The sequence below is a fragment of the Pseudomonas sp. B707 genome (assembly GCF_022496685.1).
Lineage (GTDB): Bacteria > Pseudomonadota > Gammaproteobacteria > Pseudomonadales > Pseudomonadaceae > Aquipseudomonas > Aquipseudomonas paraglycinae.
Window position 1 is genome coordinate 143449 of sequence record NZ_WTVE01000026.1, and the last position, 16937, is coordinate 160385.

General features: G+C 58.7%; 15 protein-coding genes and 1 pseudogene. 7 read left to right on the forward strand and 9 right to left on the reverse strand.

The genetic code is table 11. The annotated features are described in order from the left end of the window. Window positions 1-131: 131 nt before the first annotated feature. The 3 genes from GQX66_RS15500 to GQX66_RS15510 all read right to left on the reverse strand — a co-directional run bounded on the left by GQX66_RS15500 (window position 132) and on the right by GQX66_RS15510 (window position 5518). Window positions 132-1730, reverse strand: a complete 1599-nt coding sequence (locus tag GQX66_RS15500; RefSeq protein ID WP_085746902.1) for an ABC transporter substrate-binding protein — start codon at window positions 1728-1730, stop codon at window positions 132-134. Window positions 1731-2030: 300 nt separating this feature from the next. Continuing rightward, a complete protein-coding gene (locus GQX66_RS15505) occupies window positions 2031-3656 on the reverse strand; it encodes an ABC transporter substrate-binding protein (RefSeq protein WP_085746903.1) in 1626 nt (541 codons plus the stop codon). Between the two features lie 260 nt (window positions 3657-3916). Further along, the gene (locus GQX66_RS15510) at window positions 3917-5518 is read right to left on the reverse strand and encodes an ABC transporter substrate-binding protein (RefSeq protein WP_240869962.1); all 1602 of its coding nucleotides are present in this window, start codon (window positions 5516-5518) and stop codon (window positions 3917-3919) included. Window positions 5519-6472: 954 nt separating this feature from the next. Between GQX66_RS15510 and GQX66_RS15515 the strand changes: the two genes are divergently transcribed. Next, complete coding sequence (locus GQX66_RS15515; RefSeq protein WP_240869964.1) at window positions 6473-6832, forward strand: DUF6124 family protein; 360 nt, start codon at window positions 6473-6475, stop codon at window positions 6830-6832. A 73-nt stretch (window positions 6833-6905) separates the two neighbouring features. Here GQX66_RS15515 and GQX66_RS15520 read toward each other — a convergent pair whose 3' ends face one another. Beyond that, on the reverse strand, window positions 6906-7622 hold the full coding sequence (locus tag GQX66_RS15520; RefSeq protein WP_102686856.1) for an SIMPL domain-containing protein: 717 nt from the start codon (window positions 7620-7622) through the stop codon (window positions 6906-6908). 278 nt (window positions 7623-7900) lie between these two features. On the opposite strand from GQX66_RS15520, the gene GQX66_RS15525 reads away from it, so the two are divergent. The 4 genes from GQX66_RS15525 (at window position 7901) to GQX66_RS15540 (ending at window position 12407) form a co-directional block, all read left to right on the forward strand. Further along, window positions 7901-9163: an ATP-binding protein gene (locus GQX66_RS15525; RefSeq protein ID WP_064593366.1), complete on the forward strand. Its 1263-nt coding sequence runs from the start codon at window positions 7901-7903 to the stop codon at window positions 9161-9163. Next, window positions 9156-9716, forward strand: coding sequence for a response regulator transcription factor (locus tag GQX66_RS15530; protein ID WP_003221630.1), 561 nt, complete (start codon window positions 9156-9158; stop codon window positions 9714-9716). Before GQX66_RS15525 ends, GQX66_RS15530 begins: the two co-directional genes overlap by 8 nt. A 96-nt stretch (window positions 9717-9812) precedes the next feature. Next, window positions 9813-11540, forward strand: a complete 1728-nt coding sequence (locus tag GQX66_RS15535; protein WP_236187965.1) for an ABC transporter ATP-binding protein/permease — start codon at window positions 9813-9815, stop codon at window positions 11538-11540. A 120-nt stretch (window positions 11541-11660) separates the two neighbouring features. Next, the gene (locus GQX66_RS15540; protein ID WP_134021858.1) at window positions 11661-12407 is read left to right on the forward strand and encodes a FadR/GntR family transcriptional regulator; all 747 of its coding nucleotides are present in this window, start codon (window positions 11661-11663) and stop codon (window positions 12405-12407) included. A 7-nt stretch (window positions 12408-12414) separates the two neighbouring features. Here GQX66_RS15540 and GQX66_RS15545 read toward each other — a convergent pair whose 3' ends face one another. Next, the gene (locus GQX66_RS15545) at window positions 12415-12765 is read right to left on the reverse strand and encodes a hypothetical protein (protein WP_085746908.1); all 351 of its coding nucleotides are present in this window, start codon (window positions 12763-12765) and stop codon (window positions 12415-12417) included. A gap of 248 nt (window positions 12766-13013) precedes the next feature. Here GQX66_RS15545 and GQX66_RS15550 point away from each other — a divergent pair. Further along, window positions 13014-13277, forward strand: a pseudogene (locus GQX66_RS15550) (FCD domain-containing protein); the annotation flags it as partial. Window positions 13278-13299: 22 nt separating this feature from the next. On the opposite strand, the gene GQX66_RS15555 reads toward GQX66_RS15550, so the two are convergent. From GQX66_RS15555 to GQX66_RS15570, 4 genes are all read right to left on the reverse strand, one after another. Continuing rightward, window positions 13300-13647, reverse strand: coding sequence for a hypothetical protein (locus GQX66_RS15555; RefSeq protein WP_085746909.1), 348 nt, complete (start codon window positions 13645-13647; stop codon window positions 13300-13302). Between the two features lie 134 nt (window positions 13648-13781). Further along, window positions 13782-14156 carry a hypothetical protein gene (locus GQX66_RS15560; protein WP_085746910.1) on the reverse strand — a complete coding sequence of 125 codons (375 nt, stop codon included), beginning with the start codon at window positions 14154-14156 and terminating at the stop codon, window positions 13782-13784. Window positions 14157-14258: 102 nt separating this feature from the next. Next, window positions 14259-14450 (reverse strand): hypothetical protein, encoded by a 192-nt coding sequence (locus GQX66_RS15565; RefSeq protein WP_085746911.1) that lies wholly within the window; start codon window positions 14448-14450, stop codon window positions 14259-14261. Between the two features lie 11 nt (window positions 14451-14461). Further along, entirely contained in the window at window positions 14462-15760 is a 1299-nt protein-coding gene (locus GQX66_RS15570) for a phospholipase (RefSeq protein WP_240869966.1), read from the reverse strand. A 236-nt stretch (window positions 15761-15996) separates the two neighbouring features. On the opposite strand from GQX66_RS15570, the gene kdgD reads away from it, so the two are divergent. Further along, window positions 15997-16908 carry a 5-dehydro-4-deoxyglucarate dehydratase gene (kdgD, locus tag GQX66_RS15575; RefSeq protein WP_011332448.1) on the forward strand — a complete coding sequence of 304 codons (912 nt, stop codon included), beginning with the start codon at window positions 15997-15999 and terminating at the stop codon, window positions 16906-16908. Window positions 16909-16937 lie beyond the last annotated feature (29 nt).

A 16937-nucleotide genomic window follows, 5' to 3' on the forward strand; every position in this document is an offset into this window, starting at 1 on the left:
GCCGGTTATTGGTTTAGAACTCATTCACACATCGCAAACGTTTGCAAAAGGCCTGATAGGCGAGTTTCGGCAAAGCGCTTGCGTGAGGGGGTAGACGGCCCCCTCAGCATTGCGGCTAATCGGTTTTTTGTTTAATCGATGCTGACACCCGAAAAAACGTTGCGACCGAACGGGCTCACCTTGAACCCTTCGACTTTGGTGCTCAGTGGCTGGTTGACCGTCGAGTGAGCGACAGGCGTGATCGGCACCTGCTGCTTGAGCAGTTGCTGGGCCTGTTTGTAGAGCACGGTGCGCTGGTCGCGGTCGGTGACGACCTTCGCCTGTTTGATCAGCTTGTCGTAAGCCGGATCGCACCACATGGAGTAGTTGTTGCCGCCGATGGCGTCGCAGCTGTAGAGCGTGCCGAGCCAGTTGTCCGGATCCCCGTTGTCACCGGTCCAGCCGATCAGGCTGATGTCGTGCTCGCCATTCTTGGTGCGCTTGATGTACTCGCCCCATTCGTAGCTGACGATTTTCACTTTCAGACCGATCTTGGCCCAGTCGGCCTGGAGCATCTCGGCCATCAGTTTGGCGTTCGGGTTGTACGGACGTTGTACCGGCATCGCCCAGAGGGTGATCTCGGTGCCTTCCTTGACGCCGGCAGCCTTGAGCAGCTCTTTGGCTTTTTCCGGGTTGTAGGCGGCGTCCTTGATGGTGTCGTCGTAGGACCATTGGGTCGGCGGCATGGCGTTGACGGCCAGTTGGCCGGCGCCTTGATAAACAGCGTTGAGAATCCCCTGTTTATTCACTGCCATGTCCAGCGCCTGGCGTACTTCGAGCTGGTCGAACGGCTTGTGACGCACGTTGTAGGCGATATAGCCGAGGTTGAAGCCTGGTTTCTCGATCAATTGCAGTTTCGGGTCGTTCTTCAGTGCCGGCACATCGGCCGGACGCGGGTGCAGGGTGACCTGACATTCACCGGCCTTGAGCTTCTGCACACGTACCGAAGCGTCGGTATTGATCGCGAAAATCAGGTTCTTCAGCTTCACCCGGCTCTGATCCCAGTAATGCGGGTTGCCGGTGTAGCGGATGTTCGAGTCTTTCTGGTAGCTCTTGAACACGAACGGCCCAGTGCCGATCGGCTTCTGGTTGATGTCGCTCGGCTTGCCCTCGGCCAGCAGCTTGTCGGCGTATTCGGCAGACAGGATGGCGGCGAAGCTCATGGCGATGTTCTGGATGAACGCGGCGTCGACGCTGTTGAGCGTGAACTGCACGGTCAGCGGCCCGGTCTTTTCGACCTTGGCGATGTTCTTGTTGAGGCTCATCCCGTTGAAATACGGGAACTCGGTCGGATAAGCCTTACGGAATGGCTGTTGCGGATCGAGCATGCGGTTAAACGTGAACAGCACGTCGTCGGCGTTTAGATCGCGTGTAGGTTTGAAGTATGGCGTTGTATGAAACTTCACACCTTCACGCAGGTGAAAGGTGTACTTGAGACCATCCTCGGAAATATCCCAGCTGGTTGCCAGGCCCGGTACGACATTGGTCGCGCCTTTTTCGAACTCGGCCAGTCGGTTGTACAGCGGTTCGGCGGCGTCGTTATCGGTCGCTGTCGTGTACTGCGCGGTATCGAAACCGGCCGGACTGCCTTCGGAGCAGAACACCAGACTGTTGCTGGCGGCGTCACTGGCGGACGTGGCGGCCAACAGGCCGGCGCCCAGCAATGCGGAAAAAACCAAGGTATGGCGCATGACGCTCCCTCTTTTTTTAGTGTTTTTCAATGCGCCGCGATCCCGTCCAGGGATGTGGTGGCGGCATTGAGCTCAAACCAATACGGCAGCAAAACCGATAGCCCACGCAGTCACTGGTCAGAACCCGACGGTAGGGGCCGTGGGTCTGGCAGTAAATGCGCTGAGTCCTAAAGACTCGTAGGAAAAGGCAACACGTCCTGAACCAACCCAGTAAGACGGGGCGGAAAAGGTTGTAGGCAAATTCCTGACTTCTCGGCAAAAAAAACAGCGGCGACGCTGAACACGTCGCCGCTGCTTCTTTTATTTGCTGACGCTGACGCCGTAGAAGGAGTTCAAGCCGAATGGGCTGATCTTGAAGTCCTGCACGTTGGCGCGCATGGGTTGATACACCGTCGAGTGAGCGATAGGTGTCATAGGGACTGCATCTTTGAGGACGTGCTGCGCCTCTTTGTAGAGTTCGGTGCGCTTGGCCTGGTCAGTGGTGCGCTTGGCTTCTTTCACGAGGCCGTCGAATTTCTTGTCGCACCATTTGGAGAAGTTGTTGCCACTCAGGGAGTCGCAACCAAACAACACGTTGAGCCAGTTGTCCGGATCACCATTGTCACCGCTCCAGCCAATCAGCATGCCCTGGTTCTCGCCACCTTTGGAACGCTTGATGTACTCGCCCCACTCGTAGCTCTGAATCTTCACGTTCAGACCGATTTTCTTCCAGTCGGACTGGAGCATTTCGGCCATCAGTTTGGCATTCGGGTTGTACGGACGCTGAACCGGCATCGCCCACAGGACGATCTCGGTACCTTCCTTGACGCCGGCTTCCTTGAGCAGCTGTTTGGCTTTCTCAGGATCGTACTTGGCGTCCTTGATGGTGGTGTCGTAGGACCACTGGGTCGGCGGCATGGCGTTGACGGCCAGTTGGCCCGCACCCTGGTAAACCGAGTCGATGATCTGTGGCTTGTTCACCGACATGTCAAGTGCCTGACGCACGCGCAGGTCAGCCAGCGGGTTCGGCTCGTTGCTACCCTTGACCTTGTCCATCACGTTGTAGGCGATGTAGCCCAGGTTGAAACCAGCCTGGTCAGGCATCTTCAGCGTAGGATCGGCTTTCAGTGCCGCGAGGTCGGCCGGACGAGGGAACAGGGTGACTTGGCACTCGTTCTTTTTCAGCTTCTGGATACGTACCGACGGGTCGGTGGTGATGGCGAAGATCAGGTTGTCGATCTTCACGTCTTCAGGCTTCCAGTAGTCCTTGTTCCCGGTGTAGCGGATGTTGGAGTCTTTCTGGTAGCTCTTGAACACGAACGGACCAGTGCCGATCGGCTTCTGGTTGATGTCGGCAGCCTTGCCTTCTTTCAGCAGCTGGGCTGCGTACTCGGCGGACTGGATCGACGCGAAGCTCATGGCCATGTTCTGGATGAACGCGGCGTCGACTTCTTTCAGAGTGAACTTGACGGTGTGGTCGTCGACTTTATCGATCTTGGTGATGTTGGTGTCCATCCCCATGTCGGTGAAGTACGGGAATTCGGTCGGGTACGCCTTACGGAACGGGTCATCCTTGTTAATCATGCGATTGAAGGTGAACAGCACGTCGTCGGCGTTGAACTCACGAGTCGGCTTGAAATACGGGGTGGTGTGGAACTTGACGCCTTCACGCAGGTGGAAGGTGTAAGTCAGGCCGTCATCAGAAATGTCCCACTTGGTCGCCAGACCAGGAATCACGGCGGTACCGCCACGCTCGAACTGGGTCAGACGGTTGAACATGGTTTCGGCTGAGGCGTCGAAGTCGGTTCCGGTGGTGTATTGGCCTGGATCGAAACCGGCCGGGCTGCCTTCGGAGCAGAACACCAGGTTAGTCGCAGCGGTGGCGAAAGGTGCGGAGGCTAACAAGCCTGCGCCGACTAAAAACGGAATGACCGCGTGTTTAAGCATGTTGGCCTCATGATTTGTTGTCATTTTTTAGTTGTGAGGTACGACCTCGTGAGTCGTGCCTGCGGATACTTATGCAGGGCCCATACCCAATGCAAGATCCAGAGCGCTCGGCGGCGTCAAAGCGTGGCACGAACGTACCTTAATGTCGCATCCGTATAACTTCTGACGCATTTGACCGTTTGCGGACGGTTTTTACGGTGCAAACGAAGCCCCAAAACGGTGCGTTGGTCACGTTGTGCGCGCCGGATTGGGGCCGGGTGTTACTTATTTATACCCACGCCATAGAAGGGGGTTAGACCGAACGGGCTGATCTTGAAGTCAGTGACTTCCTTGCGCAGCGGCTGGAACACCTTGGAGTTGGCGATCGGCGTGATTGGCACCTGCTGTTTAAGGATCAGTTGCGCCTGTTGATACAGTTTTACCCGTTGCGATTTATCGCTGGATACCTTGGCCTGCTGTACCAGCTTGTCGTAGGCCGGATCGCACCATTTGGCGTAGTTGCTGCCGTTCACCGCCGCGCAGCTGTAAAGCACGCCCAGCCAGTTGTCCGGGTCGCCGTTGTCACCGGTCCAGCCGTAGATCATCGCGTCGTGTTCGCCGTTCTTGGCGCGCTTGATGTACTCGCCCCATTCATAGCTGACGATGTTGGCCTTGATACCGATCTTCTCCCAATCCTGCTGGATCATCTGTGCCGACATCCGCGCATTCGGGTTCGAGGCGCGTTGCACGGTCATGGCCCAGAGGTTGATGGTTGTACCGGGTGCAACCCCGGCTTCCTTGAGTAGCGCCTTGGCTTTTGCAGGGTCGTGCGGCGCGTCTTTTATGTTCGGGTCGAACGACCATTGCGCTGGCGGCAAGGCGTTCTGCGCGAGCTGCCCGGCACTCTGATAAACCGCTTTGATGATCGCCGGTTTGTCGATGGCCATATCGAGTGCCTGGCGCACTTTGAGCTGATCCAGCGGCGGATGGGTGGTGTTGTAGGCGAGGAAGCCGAGGTTGAAACCGGCCTGTTTCAGCACCCGCAGATTCGGGTCTTTTTCCATCACTTCGATGTCGGCCGGGCGCGGGTAGCCGCTGACCTGGCATTCGCCGGTCTTGAGCTTTTGCAGGCGAACGGCGGCATCCGGGGTGATCGAGAACACCAGGTTGTCGAGCTTCACGTCCTCGGGTTTCCAGTAGTCCTTGTTCGCCGCGTAGCGGATCTGCGCGTCCTTCTGATAGCGCTTGAACACGAACGGGCCGGTGCCGACCGGTTTCTGGTTGAGGTCTGCTGCTTTGCCTTCCTTCAGCAATTGGGCGGCGTATTCGGCCGATTGCACCGAGGCGAAGCTCATGGCGAGGTTTTGCACGAAGGCGGCGTCGACGTTGTTCAGGTTGAAGCGCACGGTGTTTTCGTCGAGCTTTTCCACGGATTTAATCGTGGTGTTCAGGCCCATGTCGGTGAAGTACGGGGATTCGGCGGGGTAGGCCTTGCGGAAGGCGTTCTCCGGATCGAGCAGGCGCTGGAAGGTGAACAGGACGTCGTCGGCGTTGAAGGTGCGGGTGGGGGTGAAGTAGTCGGTGGTGTGGAATTTTACGTTTTGGCGCAGGTGGAAGGTGTATTGGAGGCCATCCGGGCTTACGTCCCAATTGGTCGCCAGGCCGGGTTCGATTTCGGTGCCGCCGCGTTTGAATTGGGTGAGGCGGTTGAAGACTGTTTCGGCGGAGGCGTCGAAGTCGGTGCCGCTGGTGTATTGGCTGGGGTCGAAGCCGGCGGGGCTGGCTTCGGAGCAGTAGACCAGGGTTGTTGCGGCGTTGGCGATTGGGGTTATGGCGGTCAGGGCCAGGGTGATCAGGAGTGGTTTTAGGGTGGATCTTTGCATGTCTGGCCCGTGGGTTTTGAGGTGGTTGTTGTTTGAGGTTAGCGGGGATTTGAGGGGGATCGGAAATATCGTTTTTTGAAGGGATGCGTCTATCTCGGTATATCTGGGGTGATTGGGTGTATATCCGTTGCTGCGGTAACGGCTTCTTATGGTTCCGCCCTTACGGCGGGTCACTTTTTACAAACGCCTAAAAAGTAACCAAAAACGCTTGCTCCTGCGTTCGGCCCCTCGCTGGGGCTCGGGGTTCCTTCGTTACGGGATTCATCCGGGGGCATCGCCTCCGGTTTGCTTCGCTGCACCTCCTCTCGATGCATGCGGCTTCGCCGCACGGTCGCTGCGCTCCCACCCCCGGATAAATCCCTCCACTCAGCCTTCCGACGTCGCCCGTGGATCAAGATCAAAAGCTGCAGCCGAGCTAACGCTCATCCTGTTGAGTGGTGGTGGGGCAACAGCTAGAGCGGTTTGTGTGCTTTTCGGATTTTGAATTCACCTTCGATATCTCACGTCGGCGTATTTCATTTAAACGACGCGGTCAGTTCCCTCTCCCTCCGGGAGAGGGCAGCTTTTGATCGTTCCCACGCTCCGCGTGGGAATGTAGCCCGGGACGCTCCGCGTTCCATTTTCGGATGTTTAAAGATGTGTGGGATTCACCGAACCTTCCCACAAGTTTTTCAGGTTGTCCGTCGGAACCACGATCCCTAGTCTTTGGTTGTCGCAGAAAACTCTGTGATTGGGTGTGAGAACCCAGGCAAGCGAGTGTTATTCGAACGCCAGTCCGACCATAATTGCCGCCAGCTTTTCTGCTGCCTGTAATTGATTTATGGCGGCCGTGTGCGGGCAGACTTCGGTCTGGCCGGAATCTCCTTGCCCGGTTTCTCACCCCGCACATAGCTGCCACCTCTTCGCCGCGTGAGAACGGCATTTGGTGGCTTCAAGTCAGCAAGGAGTTAATCAATGAACAAGGTTGTCCCCGACCCACCCCTCGAATCACCCACCCCACTCGAAGAAGCCATACGCGCCGAAGACCTCGCCCGCAACCGCGAAGCCATCAAACGCGCCCTCGACTATTACCTGTGCCCCAACCCTTCCAAACCGCGCCCGAGCACGATGTACATGGTCACGCCCAACGTCGACACCGAAAGCCTGCTGGCCAATGCCTGCGAATCCCTGGCCTCGGCCAGTACCATCGCGAGCAATTTCGCCAATGAGCTTTCGGGCCCGCAGCGCAGTACGGCGCTCGGTATCCAGCAGATCGTCATGCTGGCCGAGCTTGCAGTGAACTGCGCGCTGGACCGGGTTGATCCGCAAACCTGACAACACAAATCCCAGGTATAAAAAAACCGGCGATCATCACTGATCGCCGGTTTTTCATTCAGTCGTCATTCAATCACTGCATCAACACTTCAATCGAGCCATCAGCGGTCAGGCTGACCTGGCTGGTGCCGGCTTCGACTTCAGGCGTGACCGGTGCTGCGTCCATGCCGGCGGCTTTCATCATCATCGGGGCGCGCATGTACGGTTGTGGGAAGCCGTTGCTGTTGAGGTTCAGGCTGACGATTTTGTAACCCTTGCCGCCCAGGGCGTCGGTGGCCAGTTGGGCGCGGGCCTTGAAGGCGGTGACGGCTTCTTTCAGCAGTTGGTCCTCGCTGGCCTTGCGGGTCGGGTCGGCGATGGCGAAGTCCATGCCGCCCATTTTCAGGTCGGTCAGCAGCTCGCCAGTGAGTTTGGACAGGGCGGCGAAGTCGGCGCTTTCCAGGCGCAGTTCGGCGCGTTCGCGCCAGCCGGTGATTTTCTGGCCCTTGGTGTCGTAGATCGGGTAGCTGTTGCGGCTGCCCTGGCGCAGGGTGATGTCTTTGACCTGCTTGGCCTGGGCCAGGGCCTTGTTCATGGTGGTGCTGACGTCGGCGGCGAGTTTGGCTGGGTCGGTGTTCTGTTCTTCGGTGTAGAGGGTCACGATCATCAGGTCGCGGGCCACTTCCTGGCTGACTTCGGCGCGCAGGGAAATCTGGTTGTAGTGCAGCTCATCGGCGGCCAGGGCCGGAAGGCTGGCGATGCTGCCGACGGTCAGGGCGAGAAGGGCGGCGCTGCGGCGAAATGTGTGCATGAAAGCTCCTTGATGAGGGCGCAGGTGGTGGTTCGGGGGCCTGCGTGAAACCATCAGACTCTAGCTTTTATGATCCGGTTCGCCCAGTTACAACTTCTATACAGATGACAAGGCCAGCGACGAGATTCAAACTGCAAGCCGCAAGCTTTTGCTCGTAGCTTGAAGCTCGCAACTTGCAACTGCTTTTGGGTGTGGTTGTTTGCCGCACTTTCGCCTCTCAAGCCCGCGCCTTGGTTATACTCCGTGCGATCCGCCTGGAGCGCTCATCAGGAGAGCTCATGCTCGCCCCCGTACAACTGACTTCCGCCACTCGCCAGAACCTCTGGCGGCTGACTTTCATCCGCACCCTGGTGCTCGCCGCGCAGGCCGGCTCCGTGGGCCTGGCCTACTGGCTGGATCTGTTGCCGTTGCCGTGGGTGCAACTGGTGATGACCCTCGGCTGTTCGATTCTGCTGTGTGTGTTCACCGCCGTGCGCCTGCGCACTTCGTGGCCGGTCACCGAGCTCGAATATGCGTTGCAACTGGCCTGCGACCTGGTTATCCACAGTGCCTTGCTATATTTCTCCGGTGGTTCGACCAACCCGTTCGTTTCGTATTATCTGGTGCCGCTGACCATCGCTGCGGTGACGCTGCCATGGCGGTATTCGGTGGTGCTGTCCGGTATTGCGCTGGCCTTGTACACATTGATGCTGACGCACTTCTATCCGCTGGAAACCCTGCCGGTGGCCCGGGAGAACCTGCAGATCTACGGCATGTGGCTGAGCTTCGCTCTTGCAGCAGCGGTGATTACGTTTTTCGCCGCGCGGATGGCTGAAGAGCTGCGGCGGCAGGAAGAGTTGCGCGCGATCCGCCGGGAAGAAGGCCTGCGCGATCAGCAATTGCTGGCCGTCGCGACTCAGGCCGCTGGCGCCGCCCATGAATTGGGCACGCCGCTGGCGACCATGAGCGTGTTGCTCAACGAAATGCAGCAGGATCACCCCGATCCAATGCTGCAGGAAGACCTGAAGGTGTTGAAGGATCAGGTGAAGCTCTGCAAGGAGACTCTGCAACAACTGGTGCGCGCCGCCGAGGCCAATCGCCGGATGGCGGTGGAGATGCAGGACGTTACCGAGTGGCTCGACGAGGCGCTCAATCGCTGGCACCTGATGCGCCCGGAGGCCAGTTATCGCTTCCAGCGTCTTGGCCAGGGCCCGTTGCCGCGTGTAGCGCCGCCGCCGGATCTGACCCAGGCCTTGTTGAATCTGTTGAACAACGCCGCCGACGCCTGCCCGGAAAACCTTCAGGTGACCCTGGACTGGACCGCCGAAGACCTGACCATCAGCATCCGCGACCATGGCGCCGGTGTGCCGCTGGCCATCGCCGAGCAGATCGGCAAACCGTTTTTTACCACCAAGGGCAAAGGTTTCGGCCTGGGCCTGTTTTTGAGCAAGGCCAGCGTGACACGCGCCGGCGGCTCAGTGAAACTCTATAGTCATGAGGAAGGCGGCACGCTCACCGAGCTGCGCCTGCCCCACGGCGCCCGAGGAGAGCAACATGAGTGACGAAATCCAAGTCGAAGGCGAAGAACTGCCGCATTTGCTGCTGGTCGATGACGACGCGACCTTCACCCGGGTGATGGCCCGTGCCATGGCCCGCCGTGGTTTCCGCGTCAGCACCGCCGGTTCCGCCGAGGAAGGCCTGACCATCGCTCAGGCCGATCTGCCGGACTACGCCGCGCTGGACCTGAAAATGGACGGCGACTCCGGTCTGGTCCTGCTGCCGAAGCTGCTGGAGCTGGACCCGGAAATGCGCGTGGTGATCCTCACCGGTTACTCGAGCATTGCCACCGCGGTTGAAGCGATCAAGCGCGGCGCCTGCAATTACCTGTGCAAACCGGCCGACGCCGACGATGTGCTGGCAGCGCTGCTGTCCGAACACGCTGACCTCGACAGCCTGGTGCCGGAAAACCCGATGTCGGTGGATCGCCTGCAATGGGAGCACATCCAGCGTGTGCTGACCGAGCACGAAGGCAACATCTCCGCCACGGCCCGCGCCCTGGGCATGCACCGCCGCACCCTGCAGCGCAAATTGCAGAAGCGCCCGGTTCGTCGCTGAACCTGCGCTGAACGACCATCGCCAGCCCTCGCGATAAAGCGCACCGATCATCTATGATCGGTGCGTGTCTGTTCTTTTCTTTATCGAGCCTTTTCCATGAATCAGAACGCTGAATATTCCGCGGTCAACGATACTGTGCGCGGGCAGTTTTTTCGCAAGGTGTGGGCCATGACCACGCCTTACTGGCGCAGCGAAGAGAAGGGCAAGGCCTGGACGTTGCTGATCGCCGTGATCGCGCTGACGTTGTTCAGCGTGGCGATCTCGGTGTGGATCAACAGTTGGTACAAGGATTTCTATAACGCCCTGCAAAAGAAGGATGAGGCGGCATTCTGGCAGTTGATCCTGTATTTCTGCGGCATTGCGGCGGTGGCAATCCTCGGCGCCGTGTATCGCCTGTACCTGACGCAGATGCTGACCATCCGTTGGCGGGCATGGCTCACCGAGAACCATTTCAAGCGCTGGCTCGGGCACAAAAACTATTACCAGCTGGAGCAGGGCGGTTACACCGACAACCCTGACCAGCGGATTTCCGAAGACCTCAACACCTTCACCAGCAACACCTTGAGTCTCGCGTTGGGCCTGATCCGCACGGTGGTCAGCCTGGTGTCGTTCTCTATCATTCTGTGGGGCGTGTCCGGCAGCATCGAGGTGTTCGGCATCGAGATTCCCGGCTACATGTTCTGGTGTGCGCTGCTGTACGCGGCGGTCGGCAGCTGGCTGACGCACCTGATCGGTCGACGCCTGATCGGCCTGAACAACCAACAACAACGCTTCGAGGCCGACCTGCGTTTCTCCATGGTGCGAGTACGTGAGAATGCCGAGAGCATTGCGCTGTACAACGGCGAACCGAACGAGAATCGGCGTTTGAGCAATCGCTTCGGTCTGGTCTGGCACAACTTCTGGGACATCATGCGCGTGTCCAAGCGCCTGACGTTCTTCACCTCCGGTTACGGCCAGATCGCAATCATCTTCCCGTTCATCGTCGCGGCCCCGCGTTACCTGACCGGCAAGATCGAGCTCGGTGAGCTGATGCAGATCAACTCGGCATTCGGCAACGTGCAGGAGAACTTCAGCTGGTTCATCAACGCGTATTCGGATCTCGCCGCATGGCGCGCCACGTGTGATCGTCTGCTGAGCTTCCGTCAGGCGATGACCGACAACGAAGAACGCGCACCGGCCATTGATGTGCAGAATCAGGGCAATGAGCTGAAGGTTCATAACCTGGGCCTCGATCTGGCTGACGGTCGTCACCTGCTGACCAGTGCAGACATGACCGTGGAGCAGGGCGAGCGGGTGATGCTCAGTGGCCGCTCCGGCAGCGGTAAATCCACGCTGCTGCGGGCGATGGGCCATTTGTGGCCGGCCGGGCACGGCAGTATTCGATTGCCGGCTTCGCGTTATCTGTTCTTGCCACAGAAACCGTATCTGCCGATCGGCACCCTGCGCGACGCCTTGAGTTATCCACAACCGGGCGACACCTACGCGCCCGAGCGTTATGCACAAGTGCTGGAAACCTGCCGTTTGCCGCATCTGGTGGCTCGACTGGACGAGGCCAATCACTGGCAGCGCATGCTCTCGCCGGGTGAACAGCAACGTCTGGCCTTCGCCCGCGCGCTGCTCTATGCACCGCAATGGCTGTACATGGACGAAGCGACGTCGGCGATGGATGAAGAAGACGAAGCCACGCTGTATCAGGCGTTGATTGACCAGTTGCCGGGCCTGAGCATCGTCAGCGTCGGCCATCGCAGCAGCCTCAAGCGTTTCCATCCACGGCATGTGCGGATCGATGGCGGGCACTTGGTGGAACAGACCGTCACGGCCTGATAACACATCATCCTGTGGGAGCGAGCAAGCTCGCTCTCACAGGATGATGCACTAAGTGATCGTACAACCCGCTTGCGCTATGATGCCCCTCAAGCCGATTTTTCGAGACAAACGCAGATCATGGAAAACCCGATCGACACCCCGCGCTTCCCCCGCAAGCGTCGCAGCCTGGCTCAGGAACTGGTGACGGTGCTGACCGAGCAGATCCGCGACGGTCTGCTCAAGCGCGGCGACAAGTTGCCCACCGAGTCGGCGATCATGGAAGCCCATGGCGTCAGCCGCACCGTGGTGCGCGAGGCGATTTCCCGTTTGCAGGCGGCGGGGCAGGTGGAAACCCGTCATGGCATCGGCACCTTCGTGCTCGACACCCCGAGCCCGAGCGGCTTCCGGATCGACCCGGCCACCGTGGTCACCCTGCGTGACGTGTTGGCCATTCTCGAATTGCGTATCAGCCTCGAAGTCGAATCCGCCGGCCTTGCCGCGCAGCGCCGCAGCACCGAGCAACTTGCTGCGATGCGCGCGGCCCTTGATGCGCTGAATGACAGCGTGGCCCACGCCAGCGATGCAGTGGCGTCGGACTTCCAGTTCCATCTGCAAATCGCGCTGTCCACCGGCAACCGCTATTTCACCGACATCATGACCCACCTGGGCACCAGCATCATTCCGCGCACGCGGCTGAATTCGGCGCGACTGGCCCATGACGATCAGCAGCACTACATGAATCGCCTGAGCCGCGAGCACGAGGAAATCTACGACGCCATCGCCCGTCAGGATTCCGATGCCGCCCGCGCGGCCATGCGCCTGCACCTGACCAACAGCCGCGAACGGCTGCGTCAGGCCCATGAAGAGGCGCAGGCTCAGGGTTGAGGGTTGATTACGGTTCGAGGCGTACTGTCAAAGTCGGGGAGGTGACTACATCCGGGCTGCCGGTTTTAGCAATCGTGTAGCGCAAATTAGCCGTAGCTCCCGACACCAGGTTATTGGCAAACGTGCTTTTTGGAATGTCAAAGGTGACAGGGAATAATGGCTGGCTCAGTGTGTATTTAGAACTCCAATTGCTTCCGGTCGAGGTGCTGACGAGCATCTCGATCACGTCGCCGATTGCTGCTTCAAAGTATTGGGACACTGAAGCGGGAGTTGGATCACTCAGCTTCTCAATGTAAGCGACTCCTTTAACTGCCTCTTCCAAGTCAGGTGCGGCTACGACACTTTGTTGTGCGGTCATGATGTAAGTCCTTTTGTCATTGCAATCGAAAAGTGTATGTTCCGGCTCTTGGCCGTTGGCGTCGGGTGATGACGCCAAGAGTATTAGGGCTGGATTGGTTGGTGGCCGCACCTGTAAGAAATAACAGTTTCGACGAGTGGTTGATGGTGATTCAGCTTTCGATGTGCAGAAGCAGTGGTTCCGAGCAAGGCTCAAGACTGGCCTCGTCTGCAAACTTGTAGCGCAGCTCAACGGTACGGTTCAGGTAATTGTCCACCGGCAACCGCTACTTCACCGACATCATGACCCACCTGGGCACCAGCATCATTCCGCGCACGCGGCTGAACTCGGCGCGCCTGGCCCATGACGATCAGCAGCACTACATGAATCGCCTGAGCCGCGAGCACGAGGAAATCTACGACGCCATCGCCCGTCAGGATTCCGATGCCGCCCGCGCGGCCATGCGCCTGCACCTGACCAACAGCCGCGAACGGCTGCGTCAGGCCCATGAAGAGGCGCAGGCGCAGGGTTGAACTCCGAAGGGGCGGGAAAACGTCATATGGTGTCGACGATAGACAGCTCTAACGTGTCTGACTGTTGTGGAGTTCCGTTTATTGTTGCGATGAAGTGGATAACTGCGGACCCATTTTTGAATTGATAGTCGAACAGGCTTTTTGAACCCAGAGAGAACTGTTCCTTTTCGGCTATGAACGTCGTAAATCTAGCGTGCTTTTCTATAGGGATGCTAAAACGGTCAGGCTTAACTTCAATTGTTATGTCGATCTGTTGGTTTGCTGCTTTCTCTTCATAAAAGAAATCGAGGAGAAAAGCACCACTCAGTTTCTGGGTGTCCAGCACTCCATTCGGCGCCTGAGGTGCTTCTGCTGCGGCAAGTTTTTGCATGACAAACTCTCCTGGTAGGGGTAAGTGCAATCGTTTTTTACTCCGTAAGTTGAGCGTTCTTGAGGGGCGGAGCGCCACTGTCAGAAATGACAGTGGCGACAAGCGGTCGTAATTGATTCCGCCGCGCGTCACGATCAGGCTTCGATGTAGAGTTTCAACGGCTCCGAACACGGCTCCAGACTGGACTCATCAGCAAACTTGTAGCGCAGCTCAACGGTACTGTTCAGGTACTTTTCCAGTTCGAATCTGGGGATGCTCAGTTCAATCCCGGTCAGGCCGACCATGTCATCCAGTGCGTCATCCCAGACGCCGGTCGGCTCCGACAAACCCTGCCATTCAGGCTCTTCCGGATCATCGCCGAGGATCGGGTACACATCCCAGTTCGGCGGTGTGTTCTGGCCATCGGGTACCTGAACGATCAGGTCGTCATCCAGCGTCGACAGCCGCAGGATGATCGAGTCGCTGGCATGGTCGGGGAATTGCGGAAGGTGTGCAGCGGCAAACGTCATGCTTTGTTCTCCTTGAAAGATCTGCCGCGATCCTTCGCGGCAGTCGTCGCACTTTACCCGGCGAATCGGTGAGGCGCGCCGGGGCAATCTTGTCCGGGCATTTCAACTGCGGGGCAGAATCGAACGATCCACCCTGACCGCGAGTTTGCCTGGGCCGGGCCTGACGTCGAAGGTCGCCTGGCCCTGAGCATCCACCGACGTGCGGGCGATGGCCACGCCGTCGCGCAGCAGTTGCAGCGGCGCACCTTTCATCGATTGGCCCGAGGCCAGTTCCAGTTTCAATTTAATCGTCATCGAATCGCTCCTTAATTCGTGTTGCCGCTTGGGTGATAGTCCTTGAGCAGCAGGTAAGTGCTCCAGCCCCACCAGTCGTCGACGGTGGCATTGTCGTTGAGGTTGTTGACGTCCTTGCGCCGCAGCACTTTGTTGTCCTGAAGGCGGAACAGTGGCGAGAAGTTGTTGGCCGGATCCAGCACGGCCGTCAGATCCGGCAGCCGTTGCAGCGCGTTGAAGGTGGTTGGCACATTACCGCTGGAATACGCGGCATACACCTCGTCTGCCGAATCCTGCACCGCGAGAGTCACCTGATTGCGGTTGTCGGCGTCCGTGGCGTCGAAGTAGCGCTTGTCGCCGAACGCCCGCCATTGCTCGCCATGGCCATTACGCACCTTGAGGCCAAACTTGCTGTCTTCGTCGTGCATGAAGCGAGTGATGAGTGAACCCAGGTCGCTAGGTGTCACGGCGGCGGCCATGGCCTTGCGCGGCACCCGCAAATGCCCGGAAGAAAAAAGGTCGGTGAGGTAGTGGTCGGCGAACGCGTTCATCGCGTAGGCCCGTTCCAGTCGCAGTTCGTCCTGACTGGCGTGGGCGGCTGCAGCGGTTTGCAGGGCGGCGGTGTGGCCGGCGATGTAGGCTTGGCGAGCCCATTCGCCGAAGTGGTCGGCGTTGTTCGCGGCCAGTTTCAGGTAGCGACCGAGCGGGAACAGCGCCGAAACGAAACTGCCGCCGCCGGTGATCTTGTTCCACTCTTCCGACAACGTATCTCCCAAAGCGTCATAAGCCTCATGGGGTTGCTTGCCGTCCTTGATCGCCTGTTTAACCGCGTCGATCTCTTTTTGCATGATCGCGAGAATTTGCGTCGCCTCGGTCTTCGAGGCCGTCAGCGCGGCGAGGCTGTCGAAGGCCGCCGTGAAGCGCTGAAGGCGATCGGCCGAAGTCGACCCTTCATTGATCGGACGGTCGACGATTCCATAGAAATCACCACCCAGCGCCAGCACCTGGCCGTAGGTCAGCGCCAACCCGTTCGGCAGATGCAGCGGCACATTTTGCGCGAGCACCGGCTCGGCGCTTTCAATAAAGCGCAGCCGGGTGTTGTCGCCGATAGCCGTGTGTTCTGCGCCTTCGAAGCGTAACTGCGGTTTGCCTTTCAAGGCTTGAGCGGTCAGGGCGGTCACGGGTTCGACATCGCTGTGCGAGTCGGCGATGTGCAGCAACAGATGCGGATTTTCGGCACTGAAGGCGATGCCGCCGGGGGTGAAAAGGTCATCGAAACGGGCGATGACCGGTGTGGGTTTTTCAAGGCATTTTGTTAGTTGACCGGACATTTCTTTCTCCTTGATATGTCGTCGGTGGGTTCCTATTTAACTGTATGCATATACAGTTAAATCGAGCCTAGTCGAGAAATCTCCTACGTCAAAAAGAAATCTTGTCCGACAAAAAATGCCCTCCAGCGATGAAATGCAGTTGACGGTTATCTTTTAAGTTGTACGATGACCTACAACTTCGGCGAAGGCTGAACGGTCCACTCACAAAAAAACGTTGCTACCAGGGTGTTCGAATAATGAATCCACAAGAACTGAAGTCCATCCTCTCCGCCGGCCTGCTGTCGTTCCCGGTGACCGATTTCAATGCCCAGGGCGATTTCAACCGCGCTGGCTACATCAAACGCCTGGAATGGCTGGCCCCGTACGGTGCTTCAGCCCTGTTCGCCGCCGGTGGCACCGGTGAATTCTTCTCTCTGGCTGCCAGCGAATACTCGGAAATCATCAAGACTGCCGTCGACACCTGCGCCAGCAGCGTGCCGATCCTCGCCGGTGTCGGTGGTTCGACCCGCCAGGCCATCGAATACGCTCAGGAAGCCGAGCGTCTGGGCGCCAAGGGCCTGTTGCTGCTGCCGCACTATCTGACCGAAGCCAGCCAGGACGGCGTTGCCGCCCACGTTGAAGCAGTGTGCAAATCGGTGAACATCGGTGTGGTCGTCTACAACCGCAACGTCTGCCGCCTGACCGCGCCGCTGCTGGAGCGTCTGGCCGAACGCTGCCCGAACCTGATCGGTTACAAGGACGGTCTGGGCGATATCGAACTGATGGTGTCGATCCGTCGTCGCCTTGGCGATCGCTTCAGCTATCTCGGTGGTCTGCCGACCGCCGAAGTCTATGCCGCTGCCTACAAGGCCCTGGGCGTGCCGGTCTACTCGTCGGCGGTGTTCAACTTCATCCCGAAAACCGCGATGGACTTCTACCACGCGATTGCCCGCGAAGATCACGCCACCGTCGGCAAGATCATCGACGACTTCTTCCTGCCGTACCTGGACATCCGCAACCGCAAGGCCGGTTACGCCGTGAGCATCGTCAAGGCAGGCGCCAAGATCGCCGGCTATGACGCAGGCCCGGTGCGTGCGCCGCTGACCGACCTGACCGGCGAAGAGTACGAAATGCTCGCCGCGCTGATCGACAAGCAAGGTGCGCAGTAACACAACTCTATAAACAAGGCCGCTGAGCG